Annotated in this window: 17 protein-coding genes and 2 pseudogenes; 11 read left to right on the top strand and 8 right to left on the bottom strand. The window is 67.8% G+C overall.

The features are described 5' to 3' along the window. Positions 1-2 precede the first annotated feature (2 nt). The 5 genes from ACFV04_RS12440 to ACFV04_RS12460 all read left to right on the top strand — a co-directional run bounded on the left by ACFV04_RS12440 (position 3) and on the right by ACFV04_RS12460 (position 7,257). Entirely contained in the window at positions 3-932 is a 930-nt protein-coding gene (locus tag ACFV04_RS12440; RefSeq protein ID WP_380528751.1) for a diiron oxygenase, read from the top strand. A 40-nt stretch (positions 933-972) separates the two neighbouring features. Continuing rightward, a complete protein-coding gene (locus tag ACFV04_RS12445) occupies positions 973-2,382 on the top strand; it encodes a class II 3-deoxy-7-phosphoheptulonate synthase (RefSeq protein ID WP_380528753.1) in 1,410 nt (469 codons plus the stop codon). A gap of 98 nt (positions 2,383-2,480) precedes the next feature. After that, positions 2,481-4,082 carry a fatty acid--CoA ligase family protein gene (locus ACFV04_RS12450; protein WP_380528754.1) on the top strand — a complete coding sequence of 534 codons (1,602 nt, stop codon included), beginning with the start codon at positions 2,481-2,483 and terminating at the stop codon, positions 4,080-4,082. Positions 4,083-4,418: 336 nt separating this feature from the next. Next, on the top strand, positions 4,419-5,633 hold the full coding sequence (gene hemA, locus ACFV04_RS12455; protein WP_380528756.1) for a 5-aminolevulinate synthase: 1,215 nt from the start codon (positions 4,419-4,421) through the stop codon (positions 5,631-5,633). Between the two features lie 82 nt (positions 5,634-5,715). Further along, complete coding sequence (locus ACFV04_RS12460; protein WP_380528758.1) at positions 5,716-7,257, top strand: long-chain fatty acid--CoA ligase; 1,542 nt, start codon at positions 5,716-5,718, stop codon at positions 7,255-7,257. Positions 7,258-7,385: 128 nt separating this feature from the next. Here ACFV04_RS12460 and ACFV04_RS12465 read toward each other — a convergent pair whose 3' ends face one another. Together ACFV04_RS12465 and ACFV04_RS12470 are read right to left on the bottom strand one after the other, a co-directional pair. After that, positions 7,386-8,156, bottom strand: coding sequence for a transposase (locus tag ACFV04_RS12465; protein WP_380340392.1), 771 nt, complete (start codon positions 8,154-8,156; stop codon positions 7,386-7,388). A 44-nt stretch (positions 8,157-8,200) separates the two neighbouring features. After that, entirely contained in the window at positions 8,201-8,824 is a 624-nt protein-coding gene (locus ACFV04_RS12470) for a hypothetical protein (RefSeq protein ID WP_380528760.1), read from the bottom strand. 361 nt (positions 8,825-9,185) lie between these two features. On the opposite strand from ACFV04_RS12470, the gene ACFV04_RS12475 reads away from it, so the two are divergent. Next, positions 9,186-9,608: a hypothetical protein gene (locus ACFV04_RS12475; protein WP_380340386.1), complete on the top strand. Its 423-nt coding sequence runs from the start codon at positions 9,186-9,188 to the stop codon at positions 9,606-9,608. Beyond that, the gene (locus ACFV04_RS12480; RefSeq protein ID WP_380528761.1) at positions 9,605-12,214 is read left to right on the top strand and encodes a tetratricopeptide repeat protein; all 2,610 of its coding nucleotides are present in this window, start codon (positions 9,605-9,607) and stop codon (positions 12,212-12,214) included. Before ACFV04_RS12475 ends, ACFV04_RS12480 begins: the two co-directional genes overlap by 4 nt. 760 nt (positions 12,215-12,974) lie before the next feature. Here the strand turns inward: ACFV04_RS12480 and ACFV04_RS12485 are convergent. The 6 genes and pseudogenes from ACFV04_RS12485 to ACFV04_RS12510 all read right to left on the bottom strand — a co-directional run. After that, positions 12,975-13,184: a DUF6243 family protein gene (locus ACFV04_RS12485; protein WP_380340380.1), complete on the bottom strand. Its 210-nt coding sequence runs from the start codon at positions 13,182-13,184 to the stop codon at positions 12,975-12,977. Between the two features lie 369 nt (positions 13,185-13,553). Next, positions 13,554-13,763: pseudogene (locus ACFV04_RS12490) on the bottom strand (transposase); the annotation flags it as partial. Positions 13,764-14,246: 483 nt separating this feature from the next. Beyond that, on the bottom strand, positions 14,247-14,849 hold the full coding sequence (locus tag ACFV04_RS12495; protein ID WP_380528763.1) for a hypothetical protein: 603 nt from the start codon (positions 14,847-14,849) through the stop codon (positions 14,247-14,249). Positions 14,850-15,137: 288 nt separating this feature from the next. Next, positions 15,138-15,500 (bottom strand): hypothetical protein, encoded by a 363-nt coding sequence (locus ACFV04_RS12500; RefSeq protein WP_380528765.1) that lies wholly within the window; start codon positions 15,498-15,500, stop codon positions 15,138-15,140. Between the two features lie 395 nt (positions 15,501-15,895). Further along, entirely contained in the window at positions 15,896-16,579 is a 684-nt protein-coding gene (locus ACFV04_RS12505; RefSeq protein WP_380528767.1) for a hypothetical protein, read from the bottom strand. Between the two features lie 557 nt (positions 16,580-17,136). After that, positions 17,137-17,466, bottom strand: a pseudogene (locus ACFV04_RS12510) (hypothetical protein); the annotation flags it as partial. Between ACFV04_RS12510 and ACFV04_RS12515 the strand changes: the two are divergent. The 4 genes from ACFV04_RS12515 (at position 17,426) to ACFV04_RS12530 (ending at position 20,140) form a co-directional block, all read left to right on the top strand. Continuing rightward, positions 17,426-17,941: a hypothetical protein gene (locus ACFV04_RS12515; protein WP_380340370.1), complete on the top strand. Its 516-nt coding sequence runs from the start codon at positions 17,426-17,428 to the stop codon at positions 17,939-17,941. The pseudogene ACFV04_RS12510 and the gene ACFV04_RS12515 sit on opposite strands and share 41 nt — an antisense overlap. A gap of 4 nt (positions 17,942-17,945) precedes the next feature. Further along, positions 17,946-18,977, top strand: a complete 1,032-nt coding sequence (locus tag ACFV04_RS12520; RefSeq protein WP_380528769.1) for a peptidase — start codon at positions 17,946-17,948, stop codon at positions 18,975-18,977. A gap of 289 nt (positions 18,978-19,266) precedes the next feature. Beyond that, positions 19,267-19,983 carry a hypothetical protein gene (locus ACFV04_RS12525; protein ID WP_380528770.1) on the top strand — a complete coding sequence of 239 codons (717 nt, stop codon included), beginning with the start codon at positions 19,267-19,269 and terminating at the stop codon, positions 19,981-19,983. Between the two features lie 28 nt (positions 19,984-20,011). Next, complete coding sequence (locus ACFV04_RS12530; RefSeq protein WP_380528772.1) at positions 20,012-20,140, top strand: hypothetical protein; 129 nt, start codon at positions 20,012-20,014, stop codon at positions 20,138-20,140. The last annotated feature ends 72 nt before the right edge of the window (positions 20,141-20,212 follow it).

Here is a 20,212-nt window from a genome sequence, read left to right on the forward strand (position 1 = left end):
CGATGACCTCGGCACGTGAAGAGCCCACGTACGAACGCGACTTGCTGGTGCAGCTGACGCGCCGCTGGGGGAAGCGAGTGGCCGTCAAGAAGGACGAGCTCGACCTCGACGGTCACTTCGACACGGCGATGCCGGACTTCCCCGAACGCCTCGTCCCGGTGCTGGGACTGCCGGGTGCCGACCGGCTCGACCAGGACGCTCGCGAGCGCATCCTGTCCGCGGCGTGGATCTCCTACAACGCCAAGACCGCGGCCATCGAGGACGAGATCATCTTGCCGGCCTGCCGGTTGATGCTCCAGGAACGGATCCCCGTCCGCCACGACGACGTCGCCGTCGACGCGCTGCACCAGACGATCATCGATGAGCACTACCACATCCTGATGTGCCACAACGCCGTCGGCGTGACCCGCAGGCGGCGCGACCTGACGGACCTGCGGTTCGCGCCGGGCGTCTGGTCGGTCGTCCGGGAGCTGGAAGCCACCCGCGCCGGGCTGTCCGGGTTCGACCGCGACATCGTCGACATCGCGTTCTCCCTGGCCGCCGAGACGACGATCAACGGGTTCCTCTCCACACTCGCCACCGCCCAGGAGATCCAGCCGATGAACCGGATCACCACCGATCTGCACCGGCGGGACGAGAGCGGACACGCGGTGGTGTTCCGTGAGTTGTGCGGCTCGCTCTACCGGAACCTGGACAGCGCACTGCAGCGGACGTTCCGCGAAGCGCTCGTCGCCGGGCTGACCGCGTTCCGCTCCGCGGACCTGGACCCCTGGGTGACCGTGGCGGCCCAGGGCGGCTTCGAGATCGACACCGATCAGCTGAGCGAGTGGGCCGCCTCCCGTCCCGTGCCCGCGCGGGACACCGGACCGTTGCAGCTGCTGCTCGACGACCTGGGCATCAGCCACGATCTCGTCGAGATGGTCCACCCATGACCGCCCCGCACCGTTGAGCCGTGAGAAGCGGACGGAGATCATGTTGACCCCCACCGGCGAAGCCGCCGCGCACTGGCGCACACTTGTCGCCCATCAGCGGCCGGAGTGGCCTAGCCTGGCTGAGCTCGGCGACGTGATGGATCAGCTGGCAGCCGTGCTCCCGTTGGTCACGCCGCAGGAGTGCGACACGTTCACCGCACGACTCGCCCAGGCGGCAGAGGGCAAAGCGTTCCTGCTGCAGGGTGGCGACTGCGCCGAACGCTTCGGCCGCCTCTCGACGCAGGCGATTCACAGCAAACTACGCCTCCTGCAGCAGATGGCCGTGATCCTGGCGTACGCGTCGGCGGTGCCGGTGGTCACGGTGGGCCGGATGGCCGGGCAGTACGCGAAGCCCCGATCCCGGCCGACCGAGACCGTCGACGGGCGCACGCTGCCGGTCTACCGGGGCGACGCGGTGAACGGCGTCGGCTTCAGCCAGGCCGAACGACGGCCGGACCCGTCCCGGCTGCTTCGGATGTACGACGCTTCGCGCTACACCCTGGACGCCATGCGCGCATTCGCCCGTGTCGGCACCGATCTACGCCAACTGCACGAGGAGAACCAAGACTTCGTCTCACGCTCGGCTGCCGGTGAACGCTACGGCGAACTCGCCGGTCGAATCGGCCGGGCACTGTCCTCCAAGGACGCGCGCGGCGGCGATCCGTCGCGCACCACGGAGTTGTTCGCCAGCCACGAGGGACTGCTGCTCGACTACGAGGCCGCGCTGACCCGTTACGAGCCGCGTTCCGGCCGAAGGTACGCGGGCAGCGGCCACATGCTGTGGATCGGCGACCGCACCAGACAGCTCGACGGCGCCCACGTCGCCTACTTCGCGACCATCGACAACCCGATCGCGGTGAAGCTGGGCCCTGCCACCACGCCCGAGCAGGCGCTGGCCCTGATCGACCGCCTCGACCCCGACCGGCGGCCGGGCCGGCTGACGTTCATCGTGCGCATGGGCGCACACCGCGTGCGGCACCTGCTGCCGGAACTCGTGGAGAAGGTCACGGCTTCCGGCGCGCCGGTGGTGTGGGTGTGCGATCCGATGCACGGCAACACCTTCGAGGCGCCCAGCGGGCACAAGACCAGGCGGTTCGACGACATCCTCGCCGAGGTCGCCGGCTTCTTCGAGGTGCACCAGGCGCTCGGCACCCACGCCGGCGGACTGCACGTCGAGCTGACCGGCGAGGACGTGACCGAGTGCGTCGGCGGCGGCGCCGATCTGGGTTTCGATGACCTGCACCGCAGGTACGAGTCGGCGTGCGACCCGCGCCTCAACGGAGGCCAGGCGCTTGACCTGGCCTTCCTGGTAGCCGAGATGTTCAACCCGGGAGCAACCGGCGTCGTGGCACCGGAGGCAGCGGTGAACACCGCGGCCCAGGGCGCAAGTCACAGCAACTCTCCCGCCTAGTTCGCCGCGTGAAACCAGCAACATTTTCGAGTGCCCACGCTCTCGCGATCATGTAATCCTACACCGATCAATAAACGGGTCGGCGGAATGGAGTTCCGATGCCTTCGAAGGAGAATTACGCCCGCCGGGTGCTTGAGGCGCTGGCGTCCGATCCTGACCGGATTGCCCTGTGGCGGGAAGGCGAAGAGTTCACCGCAGGCCAGTTCTCCAAGGCCGTTCTCACCGCGGCGGAAATCTTGCGTCGGCACTTCACAGAACTCCGAGCCCCGATTGCGGAAGGCAAGGATCCGGTTGTGGCGGTGCTAACCGTCACCAACACCCCGGCGACCATCATCTTCCGCTACGCGGCCAACCTCGCCGGGGCCACCCTGGTCCACCTGCACTCCACGAACGCGGTGGATCCCACCGATCAGCTGGCCGCCGCCGCCCGGCAGGAGATGCTCAGCAGGACCGGGGCGACCTTCCTCGCCATCGACAAGGAGAACGTCGACGCGGCCCGCGAGCTGTGCGACCGGCTGCCTGAGCCACCGCGTCTCGCCGCTCTCGGCCCCCTCGGTCCCGATGTCCTGGACCTCTCGTCGGGCGACTCGTACGCCTTCGACCTCGACGCCGTCGAGGTCGACCCCGAACAACCGGCCGTGGTGATCTGCACCAGCGGTACCAGCGGCAGCCCCAAGGCTGTCACGATGCCGTACCGCGTCCGCAGCCTCTACCTGCAGGTGGGCCCCCGGGTGGGCTTCCAGTCCCCGGAACCCATCGTGTACCTGTCGACCCTTCCGGTGAGCAACTCCAGCGGTACCGTCGTCGACCTCGCGCTCGCCTCCGGCGGAACGGTCGTCCTGCACGACGGGTTTGAGGCGGGCGAAGTGCTGCGGGCCGTGGAACAGCACCGCATCTCCACGCTGGCGATCACCCCGCCGCAGCTGTACATGCTGGTCGACCACCCCGACATCGCCACCACCGACCGGTCGAGCATCAGGAACATCACCTACGTCGGCTCCCCCGCAGCTCCCGCCCGCCTGGCCGAGGCGGTCGAGGTGTTCGGCCCGGTGCTGACCCAGATCTACGGGACCACGGAGACCAGCCCCATCAGCATCCTGACCCCGCCGGACCACTCCGACCCGGCACTCTGCCGGACCGTCGGGCGTCCGACCGCGGAGGTACGCATCCGCGGCCTGGACGACGACCGTGACGTCCCACCCGGCGAGATCGGCGAGGTGTGCGTGCGGAGCCCGTCCACCATGCTCGGCTACTGGGGCGAACCGGAGCTGACCGCCGTGACCATCCGCGACGGCTGGGTGCACACCGGCGACCTCGGTTCCCTCGACGAGAACGGCTTTCTGCGCCTGCACGGCCGGATGGGCGAGGTGATGAAGACCAACGGCATCAAGGTCCGTCCCACAGATGTGGAGAACGCGCTGCTAACCCATCAGGAGGTCGCCCAGGCCGCGGTGTACTGCGTGGTCGACGACGACCGCGTGGAGCACATCCACGCCGCCATCGTGGTGCGGCCGGGCAGCACCGCCGACTCCGGGACGCTGATCGGTCACGTCGCTGCCGAGCTGTCCCCGAATCACGTACCGGCCGTGATGACGTTCTACGACGCACTGCCCCTCACCGGTGCCGGCAAGCCGGACAAGCAGACGCTGGTCGCACTGGCTAGCGCTCTCGCTGACAAGCCGTTGTCTTATCGGATGTGATCGGTAGGTTTCCGCAGGTCAGGCTTAGGCTCGGCGACCGCGCGACAGGGTTGGTCCATCCGGCGGGACAGGTTCCCACTTGGACCGGGGGCCACGTTTCTGTCAATCTCGGCAGTCCTCCTGGCGGGGATGCTGTCGAAAATCCTGGCCTGACCGGCCTGAGACCGATGACTGGCTGACTCTCGTTACAGGCGCTCTGTTGGCGGCCAACCAGCCCCAAACGCACCGGTGCTACTGGGGATCGAGTCCCAGGCCGGATCCACCTTCCCAAATTCCGTTCGATCGACAGCCTCATGATCGATATGACAGCGGCTTCTTCAGAGAGCGAGTGGCATAATGACCGCACACCTGGATTTCTTCACTCATGAGATGAAGGAATTCGCCGACCACAGCCGTCAGTTCCTGGAGGTCGGTCGGCGTGCCGGACGGTTCCCGAGTGCCACTGCCCGGGAGGGGCAGGCAGGCGCCGAGCTGGAGATCAGCGTCTGGTGCAGCAACGACTACCTCGGCATGGGGCAGAACCCGGCCGTGCTGACCGCCATGAAGGAGGCCGTCGACGCGTTCGGCGCCGGCTCCGGCGGCTCCCGCAACATCGGTGGCACCAACTACTACCACGTCCTGCTGGAGCAGGAGCTCGCCGCGCTGCACGGCAAGGAGGCGGCGCTGCTGTTCAGTTCGGGCTACACCGCCAACGACGCCGCGCTGTCAGTGCTGGCGGGCCGGATGCCCGGCACCGTGGTCTACTCAGACCAGCTGAACCACGCATCGATCATCGACGGGCTGCGGCACAGCGGTTGCGAGAAGCGGATCTTCCGGCACAACGATGTCGCGCACCTCGAGGAGCTGATCCGCGCCGACGGCGACCGCCCGAAGCTGATCGTCCTGGAGTCGGTGTACTCGATGTCCGGTGACATCGCGCCCCTCGCCGAGATAGCCGCCGTCGCCGAGAATTACGGCGCCACCACGTACATCGACGAGGTGCACGCGGTCGGCATGTACGGCCCGCGCGGTGCCGGGATCGCCGCCCGGGACGGCATCGCCGACGAATTCACCGTCGTGATGGGCACCCTGGCGAAGGGCTTCGGCACCGCCGGCGGCTACATCGCCGGGCCCGCCGCGATGGTGGACGCGGTGCGCAGCTTCGCCCGCGGCTTCATCTTCACCACCTCGCTGCCGCCGGCCATCGCCGCCGGCGCGCTCGCGGCGGTCCGCCACCTCGTCGCCTCCGACGAGGAGCGCGAGCGGCTGCGGAACAACGCGCAGCTGCTGCACCGGCTGCTCGACGAGCAGCGCATCCCGTTCGTCTCGCCGATGTCGCACATCGTCTCGGCGTTCGTCGGCGAGGACGCCACCTGCCGTCAGGCGTCGGCGCTGCTGCTGGACCGGTACGGCATCTATGTGCAATCCATCAACGCCCCCAGCGTGCTGGAGGGCGAGGAGATTCTGCGCGTCGCGCCGTCCGCGACGCACACCACGGCCGATGTCGAGGAGTTCGCGGAGGCGCTGGACGCCGTCTGGCAGGATCTCGACATCCCGCGCACACAGGCGTGAGGCGGGGACCGCGGTCGGGGGCCCTGGCGCGCCCGGCCGCCGTCGTCGCTGATTTCGACCGCAATCGATCAGCGGAGGTTTGGTGACTCTCTCGGTAGCAGCCGTTCTCGCCGAGTCGGCGGTACGACGTCCGGACCACCCGGCGATCGAGTTCGCCGGAGCTCGCCTGACGTACCGTGAACTATGGTTCCGTGCCCGGCAGTACGCCACGGTGTTGGACGAACGGGGTACTCGCCCCGGTGACCGGGTGGCGCTGCTGCTGCCGAACGGCCTGGAGTTCCCGGCGGCCTACTTCGCCGTGCTGGCGCTCGGCGCGGTCGTGGTGCCGATGCACGCGCTGCTCAAGGCGACCGAGATCGAGTACGTGCTGCGCGACAGCGGGGCCCACGTGCTGATCTGCGCCGGGTCGTTGCTCGCCAAGGGGCGCGAGGGCGCGGAGATCGCCGAGGTGCCGCTGCTCGCGGTGCGGGCCGACGCGGAGTGCGAAGCGCCGCGGCTGGACGTGCTCGCCGAGCACGCCGAACCGATCGCCGCCTACCGGCCGTGCGCGCCCGACGACCTCGCGGTGATCCTCTACACCTCCGGCACCACGGGTCGGCCCAAGGGCGCGATGCTGACCCAGCTGAGCATCACCATGAACGTCACCGTCGGGATGCTCTCCCCGTTCGACTTCCGGGCCGAGGACGTGCTGTTCGGTTGCCTGCCGCTGTTCCACACCTTCGGGCAGATCTGCGGCATGCTGACCTGCTTCCGGGCGGGCGCCAGCATGGTGCTGACGGACCGCTTCGACGCCGCGGGCGCGCTCGACCTCATGGTCGCGCACAGGTGCACGGTGTTCATGGGCGTCCCGACGATGTACCTGGCGCTGCTCGACGCGGCCGCCGCCACCCCGCTCCGCCCGCCCCTGGACCGCGCGTTCTCCGGCGGCTCGGCGCTGCCGGTCAAGGTGCTGGAGGAGTTCCAGGCCACCTTCGGCTGCACGATCTACGAGGGGTACGGGCTGACCGAGACCTCACCGGTGGTCGCGTACAACCAGCGGGCCTGGCCGTGCAAGCCGGGCACCGTGGGCCGCCCGATCTGGGGCGTCGAGGTGGAGATCGCCAGGGCCGACCTGGAGGGCCGGATCGAGCTGCTGCGGACGGGCGAGGTCGGCGAGATCGTCATCCGGGGCCACAATGTGATGGCTGGCTACCTGGGCCGGCCCGAGGCGACCTCCGAGGTGCTGGTGGACGGCTGGTTCCGCTCGGGCGACCTCGGGGTGAAGGACGCGGACGGCTATCTGTCGATCATCGACCGCAAGAAGGACCTGGTGCTTCGCGGCGGGTACAACGTGTACCCGCGCGAGCTCGAGGAGATGCTGGTGCACCACCCGGCGATCGCGCAGGTCGCGGTCATCGGCGTCCCGCACGAGCGGCACGGCGAGGAGGTGTGCGCGGTGGTGATCCCGCGCGCGGACCGGACGCCGGACGAGGCGCTCGGCGCGGAGATCGTCGCCTGGAGCCGGGAGCGGATGGCCGCGTACAAGTACCCGCGCCTGGTGGAGTTCGTCGACGCGTTCCCGCTCGGCCCCAGCGGCAAGGTGCTCAAGCGGGAGTTGGCGCGGCGGTTCGGCGCCGAGCGCTGAATCAGACCGCCAGCAGCCCGCGGAACCTGTCAAGGCGATCAAGGCAGGTGATGTTGCGCCTAAGGGCTGTCCCGTAAATGATCTCCGAGTCGTCTCAGGCATGGTTGGCTGCGGTGTGGCCCGCTGGTCTATCCGGCGAGGGTGAGGTTGTGCATGCGGGCGATGCCGAGCATGGCGTGGTGGACTCCGTCGCCTTTGAGGCGGCAGTCGCGGAGGATCTTCCAGGTCTTCATGCGGGCGAAGGCATGCTCGATGCGGGCTCGGACCTGCTTGTGGGACTTGTTGTGGTCCTTTTTCCAGTCCGGGAGTTCGGCCTGGCCGCGATGTCGGCGGTGCGGGATGACGAGTCCGGTGCCCGGGTAGCCGCCGTCGGCGATCGTGAGGGTCTTGCCGACGGCGGCCTTGGCGCCGGATTCCTCCCATGCCTTGCAGTCGTTGCGGTTGCCGGCGAGCGGCTGGCCAACCACGACGACCAGGCGGGTATCGGCGTCGATGACGACCTGGTGGTTGGTGGAGTACCGGTAGTTCTTCGACCGCTCTGCGATGGTGTGGTCGCGGGTGGGGACCAGGGTGCCGTCCACGATGAGCACGGTGTCCTTGGCGAACCGCTTGCGGGGCTGGAGAGCGAGCATCGGCCCGAGATGGTCGATGATCCGGTCCGCCGCCGACTTCGACACCCCGAACAACGGAGCGAGTTGCCGCATTGTGAGGTTCGTTCGCCAGTAGGCCGCGACCAGTAGGACCCGGTCCTCCAAAGGAAGGCTCCAAGGACGGCCCTTGCGGACCGCGTCCGCACCCTGGCGCCGCAGAACCGTCACCAGCTTCCCGAAGGTGCGAGGACTCAGCCCGGAGAACGGGGCTATCCAGGAAGACACCGACGCCGTGATCACACCAGCCATGCCAAGAATCTTCCATGGGTGTGATCAGTGGTTTGGCCCACCTCTCAGCTGCCGCTCAGCGGAGACGTCCACGCGGGGTCGTGTCGGGATCTCCTCGTAAGGTGGGCCGGCAGATGCTCCGCCGCGAGGGAGGAAGTGTCTTGCGGCGCGCCGATTGCAGTCAGGACGGCGATGAGCCTTGCCGATGCTGTTTCCGGCACGTCCAGGTCGGTGAGGAGGGGAAGCAGCAGCAGGAAGCGGGTGGCTGTGTCCTGGACGCCTTCGTCCGCAAGGGACGGGCTGTCAGCGATCCGGATCAGTTCGTGCCATGTCAGCCCAGTGCCCGAGAAATCTCCGTCCCAGCTGGCGATCTGCTCGACGTAGCCTCTGCCTGGGTGGGTGAGGAGGTAGTCGGTGCCGTAATCGCCATCCAGGTTGCGGTAGATCACCACGGCTCCGGGGCCATCTTCTGCCGGCATCCTGAACACTGGCCAGTGCTCAGGATCGAAGAGGACCTCGGACAGGGCATCGGCATCAGCGCCGTCCTCACCGAACCACTCCGGAACCGGGCGCTCGGCACACCCCCCGTCGCTGCACATCACCAAGAGGTAGTTCGACCAGAAGCCCGGGTGGACCAGCAGTGACTCGCCCGGCGCCAACGGGCCGACGTCGTATCCCTTGATCAGCACCCGTGGATCCTGTCACCAGCCACCGACACGGTCCGATCCGGGATCGACAAGGGGGCGCCGTCCAGTTACGGGACAACGCTTAGCCGAAGCAACTGAGCGCTCCACGGGCACCCCTCGTCCGCCCCAGGCCTGTCTCACCCAAGAACAGCAGGTCAGGGGCCCTGCTGGGACGATGGGACCGCTGTGACAGAGCACCCCGCTCACGCCGTCCAGCTATGTCGAACGACGCAGCGCCAGACTGGGAACTGACTCCCCCGCACGACCTCCCAACTTTTCAAACATCCACCGAGACAGCACCAGCGGCTCTACGCTCCGTGTTAAGACAGTGACGCTGCCGAGCTCGACTCGATGGGAGACGGGAATGAGTGCGGAGATCGCTCAGCTGGTGGAGCAAGCCAGTCCATACCTGACGTCGGCTATAAGCGCCTTTGGCGGCGCGGTCCTGGCCCGAGGCGAGGACGCCGCCGTGGAAGCGACCGCGAACCTCGGCCGCCGCATCCTTTCCATCGTGTTCCGGCGCGTGAGCGAGAGCGAGCAGGCCACCCTGGAATCCGCAGTGCATGACGCCGCCGAAGCCCCACAGGACGCGGACGCGGCCGCCTCGCTGCGCCAGCAGATCAAGCGAGCCCTGCGCGAGAACCCCGATCTCCGGAACGAACTTGCCATGCTCCTGCCTGCACCCATTGTCGGCCCTGTCACCATCACCGCGTCCGGCGAACGATCCATCGCCGCCCACACCATCACCACCGCCATCACTGGCGATGGCCGCCGCGCCAACACGTGAGCAGCCACAGCTTCGAATCGTACGGTTATCGGTCAGTCGCCGGCGGAACCATCGGAACTGCGATCACTGGCGACGTCATTGGCCTGCCCGCCGAGGTCCTCACCGCGGCCCGCGACGTACCAGCCCCACCAGGCCTCACCAACCTGCCGCCCTACCCCCTTTGTCTCGGCCGCGACGACGTCCTCACCCAGCTCCGCGCCTCCCTTACCGAAACCAACGGCACCGCAATCACGCAGGCGTCAACCGTCCACGGCCTCGGCGGCATCGGTAAGAGCACCCTCGCTCTCGCCTACGCCCACCGCCACCGCTCGGACTACTCGCTCGTCTGGTGGGTCAACGCCGACTCCCCCACCCGCATCGAGCAGGCTCTCGCTGGTCTCGCCCGAAGGCTCCTCCCCGCTTGGGCCGGAGCCACATCCCAGGACCAGCAAGCTGAATGGGCGATGGCCTGGCTCCAGTGGCATTCAGGCTGGCTTCTCGTCTTCGACAACGCCGAGAAGCCTGCCGACCTGGATTACTACCTCGGCGCTCTTAACAAAGGCCACCACCTGATTAGCAGCCGACGCGCCACCGGCTGGCCCCACACCATCCGCACCATCGCTCTCGGTACGCTCCATTCCGAAGATGCCGCGCAACTAATCTGCATGTACGCCTTTCCCGACAGCACGCCCACCGCACGGGAACTACAAGAAGCCCGCGAGCTCGCGGTGGAGCTGGGCTACCTGCCACTTGCTCTCGAACAGGCTGGCGCCTACCTCCGGCAGAATCCCACCATCACCATCGATTCCTATCGTCGGCGCCTACTCAATAATCTCGACAAGGCCGCCGATAGCATCGACGCCGAACGGACCATAGCCCGAATCTGGAATCAAACCGTCCGCGACCTTGCCGCCCGAAACCCCCGGGCTGTCAACATTCTCCGCACGTTGGCCTGGCTCGCCCCCGACGGAGTCCCGATCTCCCTCCTCGAAACCTCCGCCGCCGACGACCATGAGTTCCACGAGGCCCTTGGTCTCCTGAACTGCTACAGCATGGTAAACATCACAGAACGAACCGTGAGCATCCATCGGCTTATTCAAACAGTACTTCGCTCTACTGCGCCAGACGGGCCTGATGGATCACCCGCTGGGCGTCGCGCAGCGGAAAATGCGCTCCTCAAAGTTCTGAACCAGTGTGGCTCTCCCCAGGGAATCATCTCAGCAGAGTGGGATGCCCTAATGCCACAGCTCATCGCACTGGCCATCACCAGACCGGAAGAAACCACAGACAATCACACAGAGAACCTCTACACCACAGCAGCCGAGTACCTGCACCAACAGGGACACATCACGCGTGCGATCCCCTTCTACGAGGCCATCGTCGCTCAGCGTAGGCGGGCTCTCGGTGACACCAGCCCCGACACAATCACCAGTTGCAACAACCTCGCGGCCGCCTACCAGTCCGCTGGTGACCTCGCCCGCGCCATTCCTCTCTTCGAAACCACTCTCGTCCAGTACACACGCGTCCTAGGGAACGCCCATCCGGACACTCTCGTCTGCTGTAACAATCTCGCAGCCGCCTACGGGTCGGTCGGTGACTTCAAACGCGCCATCCAGCTCCACGAGGCCACCCTCGCCCACCGCGAACGCTTCCTCGGCAACACCCATCCCAGTACCCTCGCCAGTCGCGCCAACCTGGCCTCCACCTACTTGTCCGCTGGCGACCTCGCACGCGCCATCCAACTCCACGAGGCCACCCTCGCCCACCGCGAACGCTTCCTCGGCGACAGCCATCCAGACACCGTCATGAGCCGAAACAATCTGGCTGGCGCATACCAGTCTGCCGGTTACTTCACGCGCGCCACCTCTCTCTATGAAACCTCTCTAAATCAATTCGAGCGAGTCCTTGGAGAAACTCACCCCACCACCCTTGTCGCGCGCACAAACCTCGCCCATGCCTACCGGTTGGCCGATGATCTCGCGCGCGCCATCCCCCTTTATGAGAGCACCCTCGCTCAATTAGAGCAGATTCTCGGCGAGACTCACCCCAACACCCTATTGAACCGAAGCAATCTGGCCTGCGCCTATCAATCAGCTGGCCAGACTGAACGTTCCATTCAGCTTCATGAGGTCACCCTCGCCATGCGTGAGCGGATCCTCGGCACCACCCATCCCGACACCATCACAAGCCGTAACAACCTCGCTGGATCGCTTTACGAGACTGGCGACCTCACGCGCGCCTTACCCCTTCTCGAAACTGCCCTTGCCCAGTCGCAGCAGGTCCTCGGAGAAACCCACCTCAGCACACTCTCCAGCCTCAGTAATCTGGCCTGCGCCTACCAGTCAGTCGGCGAATTCGAGCGCGCTATCTCCCTAGGCGAGATGGCACTAAACCTCCGCGAACGATCCCTCGGCGAAAGCCACCCCGACACCATCAATAGCCGCATCAACCTTGCCAACTTCTATTATGAAATCGGCAATTTTGAACACGCCATTCCCCTCTTCGAGGCAACCCTCGCGGATCGTGAAAAACTTCTTGGCGATTCTCATCCGAGTACAGTCAAAACCCGCAAAGCCCTCGCCGAATCAATCCGACAGCGAGACAAGCGCGCTAACCCGCCTACGTGAATTCGATTTAGGCCTCGCGAGTGGCAGGGAAGGCGGTTCACTCCGCCGTCCACCGCCTGATCAGGTCCGCTGCCCGTGATCGGCCGATCCCTGAAGGGGTAGGTACCTCATGACCCCCAGTCAAGGGTTTCAACCATTCTCGGCAGCCGAGACCTCAAGGCCTCGGCTTTCTTGCATCTCAACTGCACTGAAAACAAGGGAAGTTGAGACTCATCTGAAGATCCACGGTCGACAGAGCTCGAACCCGCTCGATGCCCAACCGGGTTCAAGTTCGTACATAGATGTCTGTTACCGCCCACGGGCGCTCACCAGTCGTGGCCCCAAACTGGTCCCCAAATGGTCCCCCAGGGCCCCGGTCGCTGCGGGTGACGACAATCTGTCGACCCTTCAGCAGAGCCCGCCTGTGGGTTCCGCATCGGCCTGTCCGCCGGAGTCGTTCTGGCCAGCGGGTTTCGCGGTTGTCCCTCCGAAGTGTCCACCAGTATTGTCCTGCGGCCCTGTCCACATCCTCTGCCACCGCCGGCTGCGGTGTTGCCCGGGCTGGGCACGGGAACGTGCTGGGCTGCTGGTGCAGCTCGGGGTGGTGGCAGTGACGGGGCTGCCGATTCTGCGGCTGCCCGGGTGGTCAGCTGAGCTGAGACGCGGGTGGTCGGCCAAGAGCTGAGCGGGACCGGCCGCGCCCGGTACGGCAGCAGGGCTAGGACCGCGCGTCGCGGTCCGAGCCCTGCCCCGTGCGGTGCCGCGCTGCGGCGGCGGTGCGTCAGCCCTGTACGGTGTCGCCGCCCGCCTGCCCGGCGCCGTCAGCCGTTCCTGCCTTCTCGCGCATCTTGCGCACCAGCTCCGCCTTCTGGTCGGCTGCACCCTGGCGGTCGAGGTTGCGGTGCGGACCGTTGTTCTGCCGTTCGGCGCGGGACTGCCTCTTGCGCTGGCCGCCGCCCATGCCCACGGGGTTGTTGATGTTCTTGCTCACGGTCGTGGGTTCTCCCGGTGGTGAAGTGAAGTGAAGTGATCTACGGATTCATCGGTGGGGGACGGGCGGCGACGTCGAAGGACGTCAGCAGGGGCCCATCACGCGCTCACTCGTAAGTCGGCGTCTGGAAGAACATGGCAACGACGTTACCTGGTTCCGTCGGCCCTGAACACCAACCTTTTCGCCGCTCCCGCGTCGGCCGGGCCTTCGGCGAGCGCCCGGGGCCGACCGGTTCCTTCGGAATCCCAGCACCGCCGGCACCCGCCAGCACCCGCCGGTCGTCGCCGCCCGCCGTGTCCAGATGGGCGTTGCCGGGCCGCGGGGGCGCTGCCAGTGGTCGCGAGCACACTGATGGCATGAGAGGAGATCTCATTTGGAGAGGCGTCGGGTGCAGATGAGGGCTGCTGCGATGCTGGCGAAGGCGGCGAAGTGGTCAGCCTTTCGCTCGTAGCGACGGTGAAGTCGGCGGAAGCCGCCGAGCCACGCAACGGTGCGCTCGACCAGCCAGCGGTGCCGGCCGAGACGGCTGGAGGTCTCGATCCCGCGGCGGGCGATGCGGGCGGGGATCTGTCGGCGGCGCAGGTACGGTGACCGTGCCCGAGACCTGCGCGCCGCGGCCGCCGGGCGTCTTGTTGACACCCTGCAGGCCGCCGGCCGCGCCGATCGCCGTGACGTCGACCTGGGTGACGCCGCTCGGGACGGTGAACGTCTGCTCGGCGCCCGTGAAGGCGAACGTACAGGTGGTGGTGGGGCCCGAGACCGTGCAGGTGCCCTGCGCGTGGGCGGTCCCGGACAGCGCCACCGGGGCGATGCCGGCGACACAGAGCATGCTGGCCGCAACGGCCGGCGCGGATCCGCGGCGACCGGCCGAACCGGCACGGCCCCCGCTCGTACCCGGGCCCGGCTGACCGGCTACAGCCGGCCCTTCGCGCTCCAGGCCAGCGACCCTTGTCGCCCGCCCGGTCGGCGGCACCGAGCGGGCGGAGGGCAAGGGTCGCCAGCCGCCGATGGCCGTCACCCCCGCTGGGGGACGGCCACCGAACAGGGCTCACGCCGTGGTCACTAGCACGACCACGGCGTGGTGACGTGGCCCGTCACGGTGTCCACCGCCACCGTCCTGCCCTCGCTGGGAATGCAGAAGTAGTAGGTGGGATGCGGGTTCTGCACGACGGGCTCATTGAGGTACAGGGGCTTGAACGCGCCGGTGTGCCCGGCCTTGACGGCCAGATCGTGGGCCTGGACCTCCGTCATGGTGAACGGGGAGATGGCCTGGATCCCGATCGGGACGCTCCACGGCTGCGTGCTCTGGTACTGACCGGTGGTCGAGTACTTGTACTCGAAGGACGGCTCCGAGCCCATGGCCCGGAAGCGGATCCACCAGGCCTGGACGTCATTGGGGTTGGTCGTGGGTGTCAGCAGGACGGCGTCCGCGTCGTAGAACTGCGAGCCGGGGTGCTCCTGCTGCGCCTTCACCTTGGCCTCCCGCACGATCTGTGTGAGCGGGAGGTGGGGTGCCGCGCTGGCGGTGGACGGGGCGATCGGCACCAGCGACAGGGCCGTGGCGGTCGCGGCGAGCCCGATCCGTGCCCGAAGGCGGCGGCGTGATGTCCGGCACCCGTTCAGTGCGGGTGTCGCGGGCGTGCGGGCGGTGCGCGTGGTGTTCATGTCCTTCATCTCCTTCGACCCGGACCCTGCGTGGTCACGGTGGAAGTCGACTGCCGGGTTCGGCGTGAGCGGTGGCCGACGGGCGAGAGGTCCTCGGCCGGACTCCGCGGGGATGCAGCCTCCCGGGGTCCAACGGTAGGAAGGTCTCCGGGCGCCGTCTCCTGGCCGTCATCCTCGCTGAGCCGAACAGGCGAACCTCTCACCCGGAGCGATGCCCGTCCGGGGTTTCGCCGCGCGGTCCCGGCCGGTGGGCCCGATCCTGTGCCGCTCCTTGATCATCGCTGACTGTTACAAGGCGGTGACACGATCTTCTCGAAGTGGGCGTCCCAGCCGACGATCCTGTAGATCGTCCTTCAGGCTGCGCTCCGCCCACTCCAGGGCGATGTAGTACCGCTCCAGAACCGGGTCCCAGCCCGACTCCAGCATCCGCACGATATGAGGGTGCTCGACAGCTTTGAGTGCGGCGGTCTCCCGTTCCAGGAAGACCTTGATGATTTCGTCGTCGCGCCGCTTGAGTAACTTGATCGCCGCGAACTGCCTGTCACTGTCGCTGTTTGCCGTGTCGACGGCCTTGCGCACCTTCGACAGACCGCCGCTGCGCGCGCTGTCTCCCACCAGCAGGAAACGATCGTTGATCACATGCGGTCCCACACATGCTCCTCGTCCAGCACCGGCGTCAACTACCGGTCCGGCCATCCTGCCAGCCCAGGACTCCTCGGTTGGATGATTCGGCAGATCCGGGCTTGATCGTGGCCAACTCCTCGATGACTACAGTGCCCGACGCTCGACCAACTTATTGCCTATCTTCGGCTTGTTGGGGAGAGCTGTGGCCGAGGACGTGGTCGACGGCATCGGAGACAGCCAATCCGGTGGCCCGGAGGGTGGCCACTCCGGAGTGTCAGGGTGGCCCACTCGTGGTCGAGGGCATCCACGGCGGTGCTACCAGCAGCCGACGGTAGAGGCTAGCGCCGTAGCCGCTCCCCCGCACGGAAGCGGCCCGTCGAATCTGTCGATGACGGCCGCCAGTTGCTCGTCCGCTTCGCGATCTACGCCGACCTTCCAGCGCGTTGCCGTTGCTCTACTCGCGCTTCGAGTTCGGCTGGTAGGTACCAGCCTTCGATGGTGGGGGTCATGTAGAGGCGGGCCTTGAGGCCGAGGAGGAGCCGGCGGCGTCGTTCCTGGTCGGCCTGGGTCCAGACGTCGGCAAAGGTCTGTCCGGTCTCGACTTCCACCCAGGCGGAGGGGCGTTGCGGGAGGGCGGCGAGGCGGCGGCGTTCGTCGACGAGGACTTCGAGGGCTTCGGCGTACTCGTCGTCGCCGCCGGGGTAGTCGAACAAGTTGCGGCGTTCCTCGCGGAGGTCGCGCACGGCCGCGGTGACGTGGTTGAGCTGTTCGGTGTGGTCCTCGCCGGGGATGAATCTGCGCACCGTCATCGCCAGGCCGGCCAAGCGCTCGACCAGGGCGGTGATCGCGGCGGTGACGCGCTCGCCCTTGACGGACTGGCCCTTGCAGGCGGGTTTGCCGGCCGTCTTCGCGCTGCGGTAGTACTCGTAGGTCTTGCCGTTCTCGGCGAGGTTCACCTGCCGGTAGAACCGGTCGCCCCAGCGGTCGCAGTGCGCAACGCCGAGCCAGGGCGAGGCGCCGTTCGAGCGCTCCTTCGTCACCGAGCGCTCGTCCATCACCGCCTGGACCGCGGCCCACTCCTCCTCCGCGAACAGAGGCTTGGCCATCCGGGCCCCGTCGGCCGGCGGCAGCCACACCACCGGTGCCCGGCCTGGGTCGTCCTGCTCAGCCGTAGCGACGGCGCGGTGGAGGCCGTCGGGCAGGTGGTCGATGAGGACCAGGTGTAGGCGCCGAAAGAACGCGGCCTCGCCCGGCTGCTCGGCCGTGTTCCTCCACCGCGGCCTTCAGGAGTACCTGCCCGATCGGTCAGCGGATGGACGCCTTTTCGATAAAGGTCCACTCGTTCGAACAAGGCTTGTTCGAGGGTGTCTGCCGGCCTGGTGGTAGGCGGAGGTTCATCGGCATGAGGACGGCGTTGGCGTCGGACCGGGCGATGGTGGGTTCGCGTGTGTCGGACACGCACGGGGATGAAGGCAAGGTCTCGCACCTGGCTCAGGCGGAGTCGGTCGGCAGCCCGGCACGCGCTCTCGAAGGAGTGGGAGATCATGGCGCGCGTTCACGTGAGGGTGCACAGCTCGGTGCCGGCGACCCAGGCGGCGATGTCCTCGACTGCGTCACGGTAGAAGACCTCGAAGGGGTCGTCGGTCATGTATCCGATGTGCGGGGTCCGGAGGGCGTTGGGAGCCGCGCGCAGGGGGTGCTCGACGGGCAGCGGTTCGAGGTCGACGACGTCCGGTGCCGCGCCTGCGATCCGCGGACGCGCCGTCAGACGGTCCGAGGGTGCCGGTGGGGCGGGCCGGGCTTCGCTCCGGTTGAGAGGTGGCCATTCGTATGGCGGAACGCGGCGCGCGTCGCCTTGTGTGAACAGGTTGCGCCGGATTGTCTGGGGCGCGTCAGCCAGCATGTCCGCCGTCGGCCAGAATGTCCTCTGGCGGGCCGTTCCGGGAGCCATCATGCGTGCACGAAGCCTGTTCGTCGCGGCCGCAGCCGCCATTCTCGCCCTGGTCCAGCCAGGCCTCGCCGCCGCGGACGGCGACCCCAGCACCACGGTCACGTTCACCGTCACGTCCGGCGCATTGTCGATGTCGGTCCCGGTCAGCGTCAGCCTGGGCTCGGGAGCGCCCGGCACCACGATCAGCGGGGCGATCGGCCCCTGTACCGTCACCGACAACCGCGCCCTCGCCTCGGCCTCCTGGACGGTGACCGCGGCGGAGACGGACTTCGCGAATGGTCCGTCGACGATTCCCGCCACCGACGCCACCTACTCGGTCGGGACGGTGACGACGACCGGCACCATCACCGTCACCACAACGGACGTGACGCTGAGCAACTCCGCACAGACGGTACTCACCGGGAGCGCCGGCGTCGGAGACAACACCGCGAGCTGGAACCCGACAGTCGCCGTGAGCGTGCCCGCCGGCGCCGTCGGCGGAACCTACACCGGAACGCTGACCCAATCCGTTGCCTGACGGAATGAAAGGCGCGCGCCGGTACTGGGTTCTCCTGCTGATGCTGGCCTTCGTGCAGGCCGCCGGGGTGATGCCGGCGGCAGGTCACGAGGCACCCGCGGCGTCTTCCCCCCAGGACCCGGCTGCCGACAGGACCATCGCCATCAAGCTTCTCGACGCTCCGGAGAACCGCCGCGCCGATCCCCGAGCGCATGCCTACATCATCGATCACCTCGCACCCGGCTCGACCATCGAACGGCGGGTGGAGATCACCAACAGGTCGTCCACACCGATGCACGTCAAGGTCTACGCCGCGGCAGCCACCATCGCGAAGGGTGAGTTCACCTTCGCGCCGGAGCGCACACCCGACGAGCTGACCGGCTGGACATCATTCGATGCGGCGGACCTCGAGCTGGCGGCCTCCGAAACGGCGCGGGTGCGCACCACCGTTCGGGTGCCCGGGGACGCCGCCGCCGGGGAACGATACGGCGTCATCTGGGCGCAGACGGCCGCCCCCACGGATCGTTCGCACACTCTGACGGTGCTGGGCCGGGTGGGCGTCCGCATGTACATCGACGTCGGTCCCGGTGACGAGCCAGCCTCGGACTTCACGATCGAACGGCTCTATCCGGCCCGAGCCCGCGACGGGCGGGGAGAGGTTCGCGCCCGGATCCACAACACGGGGGGTCGCGCCCTGGACATCAGCGGGACACTGTCCCTCCTCGACGGGCCGGGTGGACAGCACACCGGACCGTTCTCGACCGGCAGGACGGGCGCCACACTGGCTCCCGGCGACAGCGGGGAGGTGGTCGTCCCGCTGGACGCGACGCTGCCGAACGGCCCGTGGACCGGGGAGCTCGCGCTCAGAAGCGGCCTGGTGGAGCACACCACCCGGGCCACCATCACCTTCCCGTCGACCCCCGGCAGCGTCGGAGCGGACGCCGCGTCGGCCGCCCTGCAAGGGGACTTCCCCACCTCGGTGGTGGCCTGGCTCTCAGCCCTCGCCCTCGCCGCTCTCTGCCTTCTGCTCTCCAGGTTCCTCCGGCGCCGTCGATGACCACTCCGACCACGACCCGCCCTCGCCGTCGGCTGATCTGCTCCGTGAGCGACGTATGACGGTTCTCGTCGAGCGTGTCACCGCTCCTTCTGCGCCGGCGCCATCCTCGCCGGGGCGCCGACGTCGGCACACCTCTCGCCCGCCCCCTGCCGCACGGATGCTGAAAGTCATGTTCGTGTCGCTATGAGTAACCACGGCTTGGTATCGACGGTTGGAAGCGGAGATGTCGGTGTTCGGACACGGGAGAGGGCGGGCCGGAGCAAGCCGCGGCACGGGAGGTGCGGGCGGCATGTGGCGACCGTGGCTGAGGGTGCGGGCCCGGAGGGCGGGGGCGGTCACGCTGACCGGGCTGGCCGTCCTGCTGATCGTCCTGGCCACGACCTGGACAGCCACGGTTCAACCCACCCGCGTCGCCCGGGTCGGCTACGCGACGACGCCGGTGATCGAGCCCTTGACCGCCATTGGCCTCACCAAGCCCAGTGGCACCACTGGCCCCGGCGGCACCGACCGCGCTGCCAGAACCAGCAGTAGCGGCAATACCAGCCTCACGTTCACGGTCGTCCCGGTCAGCCTGACCATCGCCAAGAGTCACACGGACCCTTTCGTCAGCGGCGAGGACGGCGTCTACACCATCACTGTGGGTAACCTCGCGACGGCCAGCCCCACCAATGGCACCACGGTCACCGTCCACGACCTCCTCCCCGAAGGTCTTCGGGCCGACAGGATCACCGGCGCGGGGTGGAGCTGCGTTCCGGCCACCCTCACCTGTACGCGCAGCGACATCCTGTCTGCCGGGCACAACTACCCACCCATCACCCTGAAGGTCGATGTCTCCTGCCACGCCCGTGAGCGGGTCACCAACACCGCTACCGTCACCGGCGGCGGTGACAGTACCACCCACACCGCCACCGACCCCACCACGATCGAGCGCCACGGGCATGACGACGACGGGCACGGCGGCCACGACGGGCATCACGACCACTGCGACGGCCACGACCACTGGTAGCACTCGGCCCGTCTGGACGTAGCGGGAGGTGGCGCAGGTCCTCCGCCCCTGCAGCGGACCTCCACCACCTCCCGCCCTGCCGGCGTCCGCCGAGACCCACGCCGAGCGCTGGTCCGACCACGCCCCGGTGACCGCGGCCTACGACCTGGAGGCCTGACTCGGCGTTGTGGACCAGGGCGGCGACCCCATTGTCGCCGCCCTGCATCCCGGAGGTGGCCACGCCCTGCCG

This window comes from Kitasatospora sp. NPDC059599 (assembly GCF_042735125.1).
Lineage (GTDB): Bacteria > Actinomycetota > Actinomycetes > Streptomycetales > Streptomycetaceae > Kitasatospora.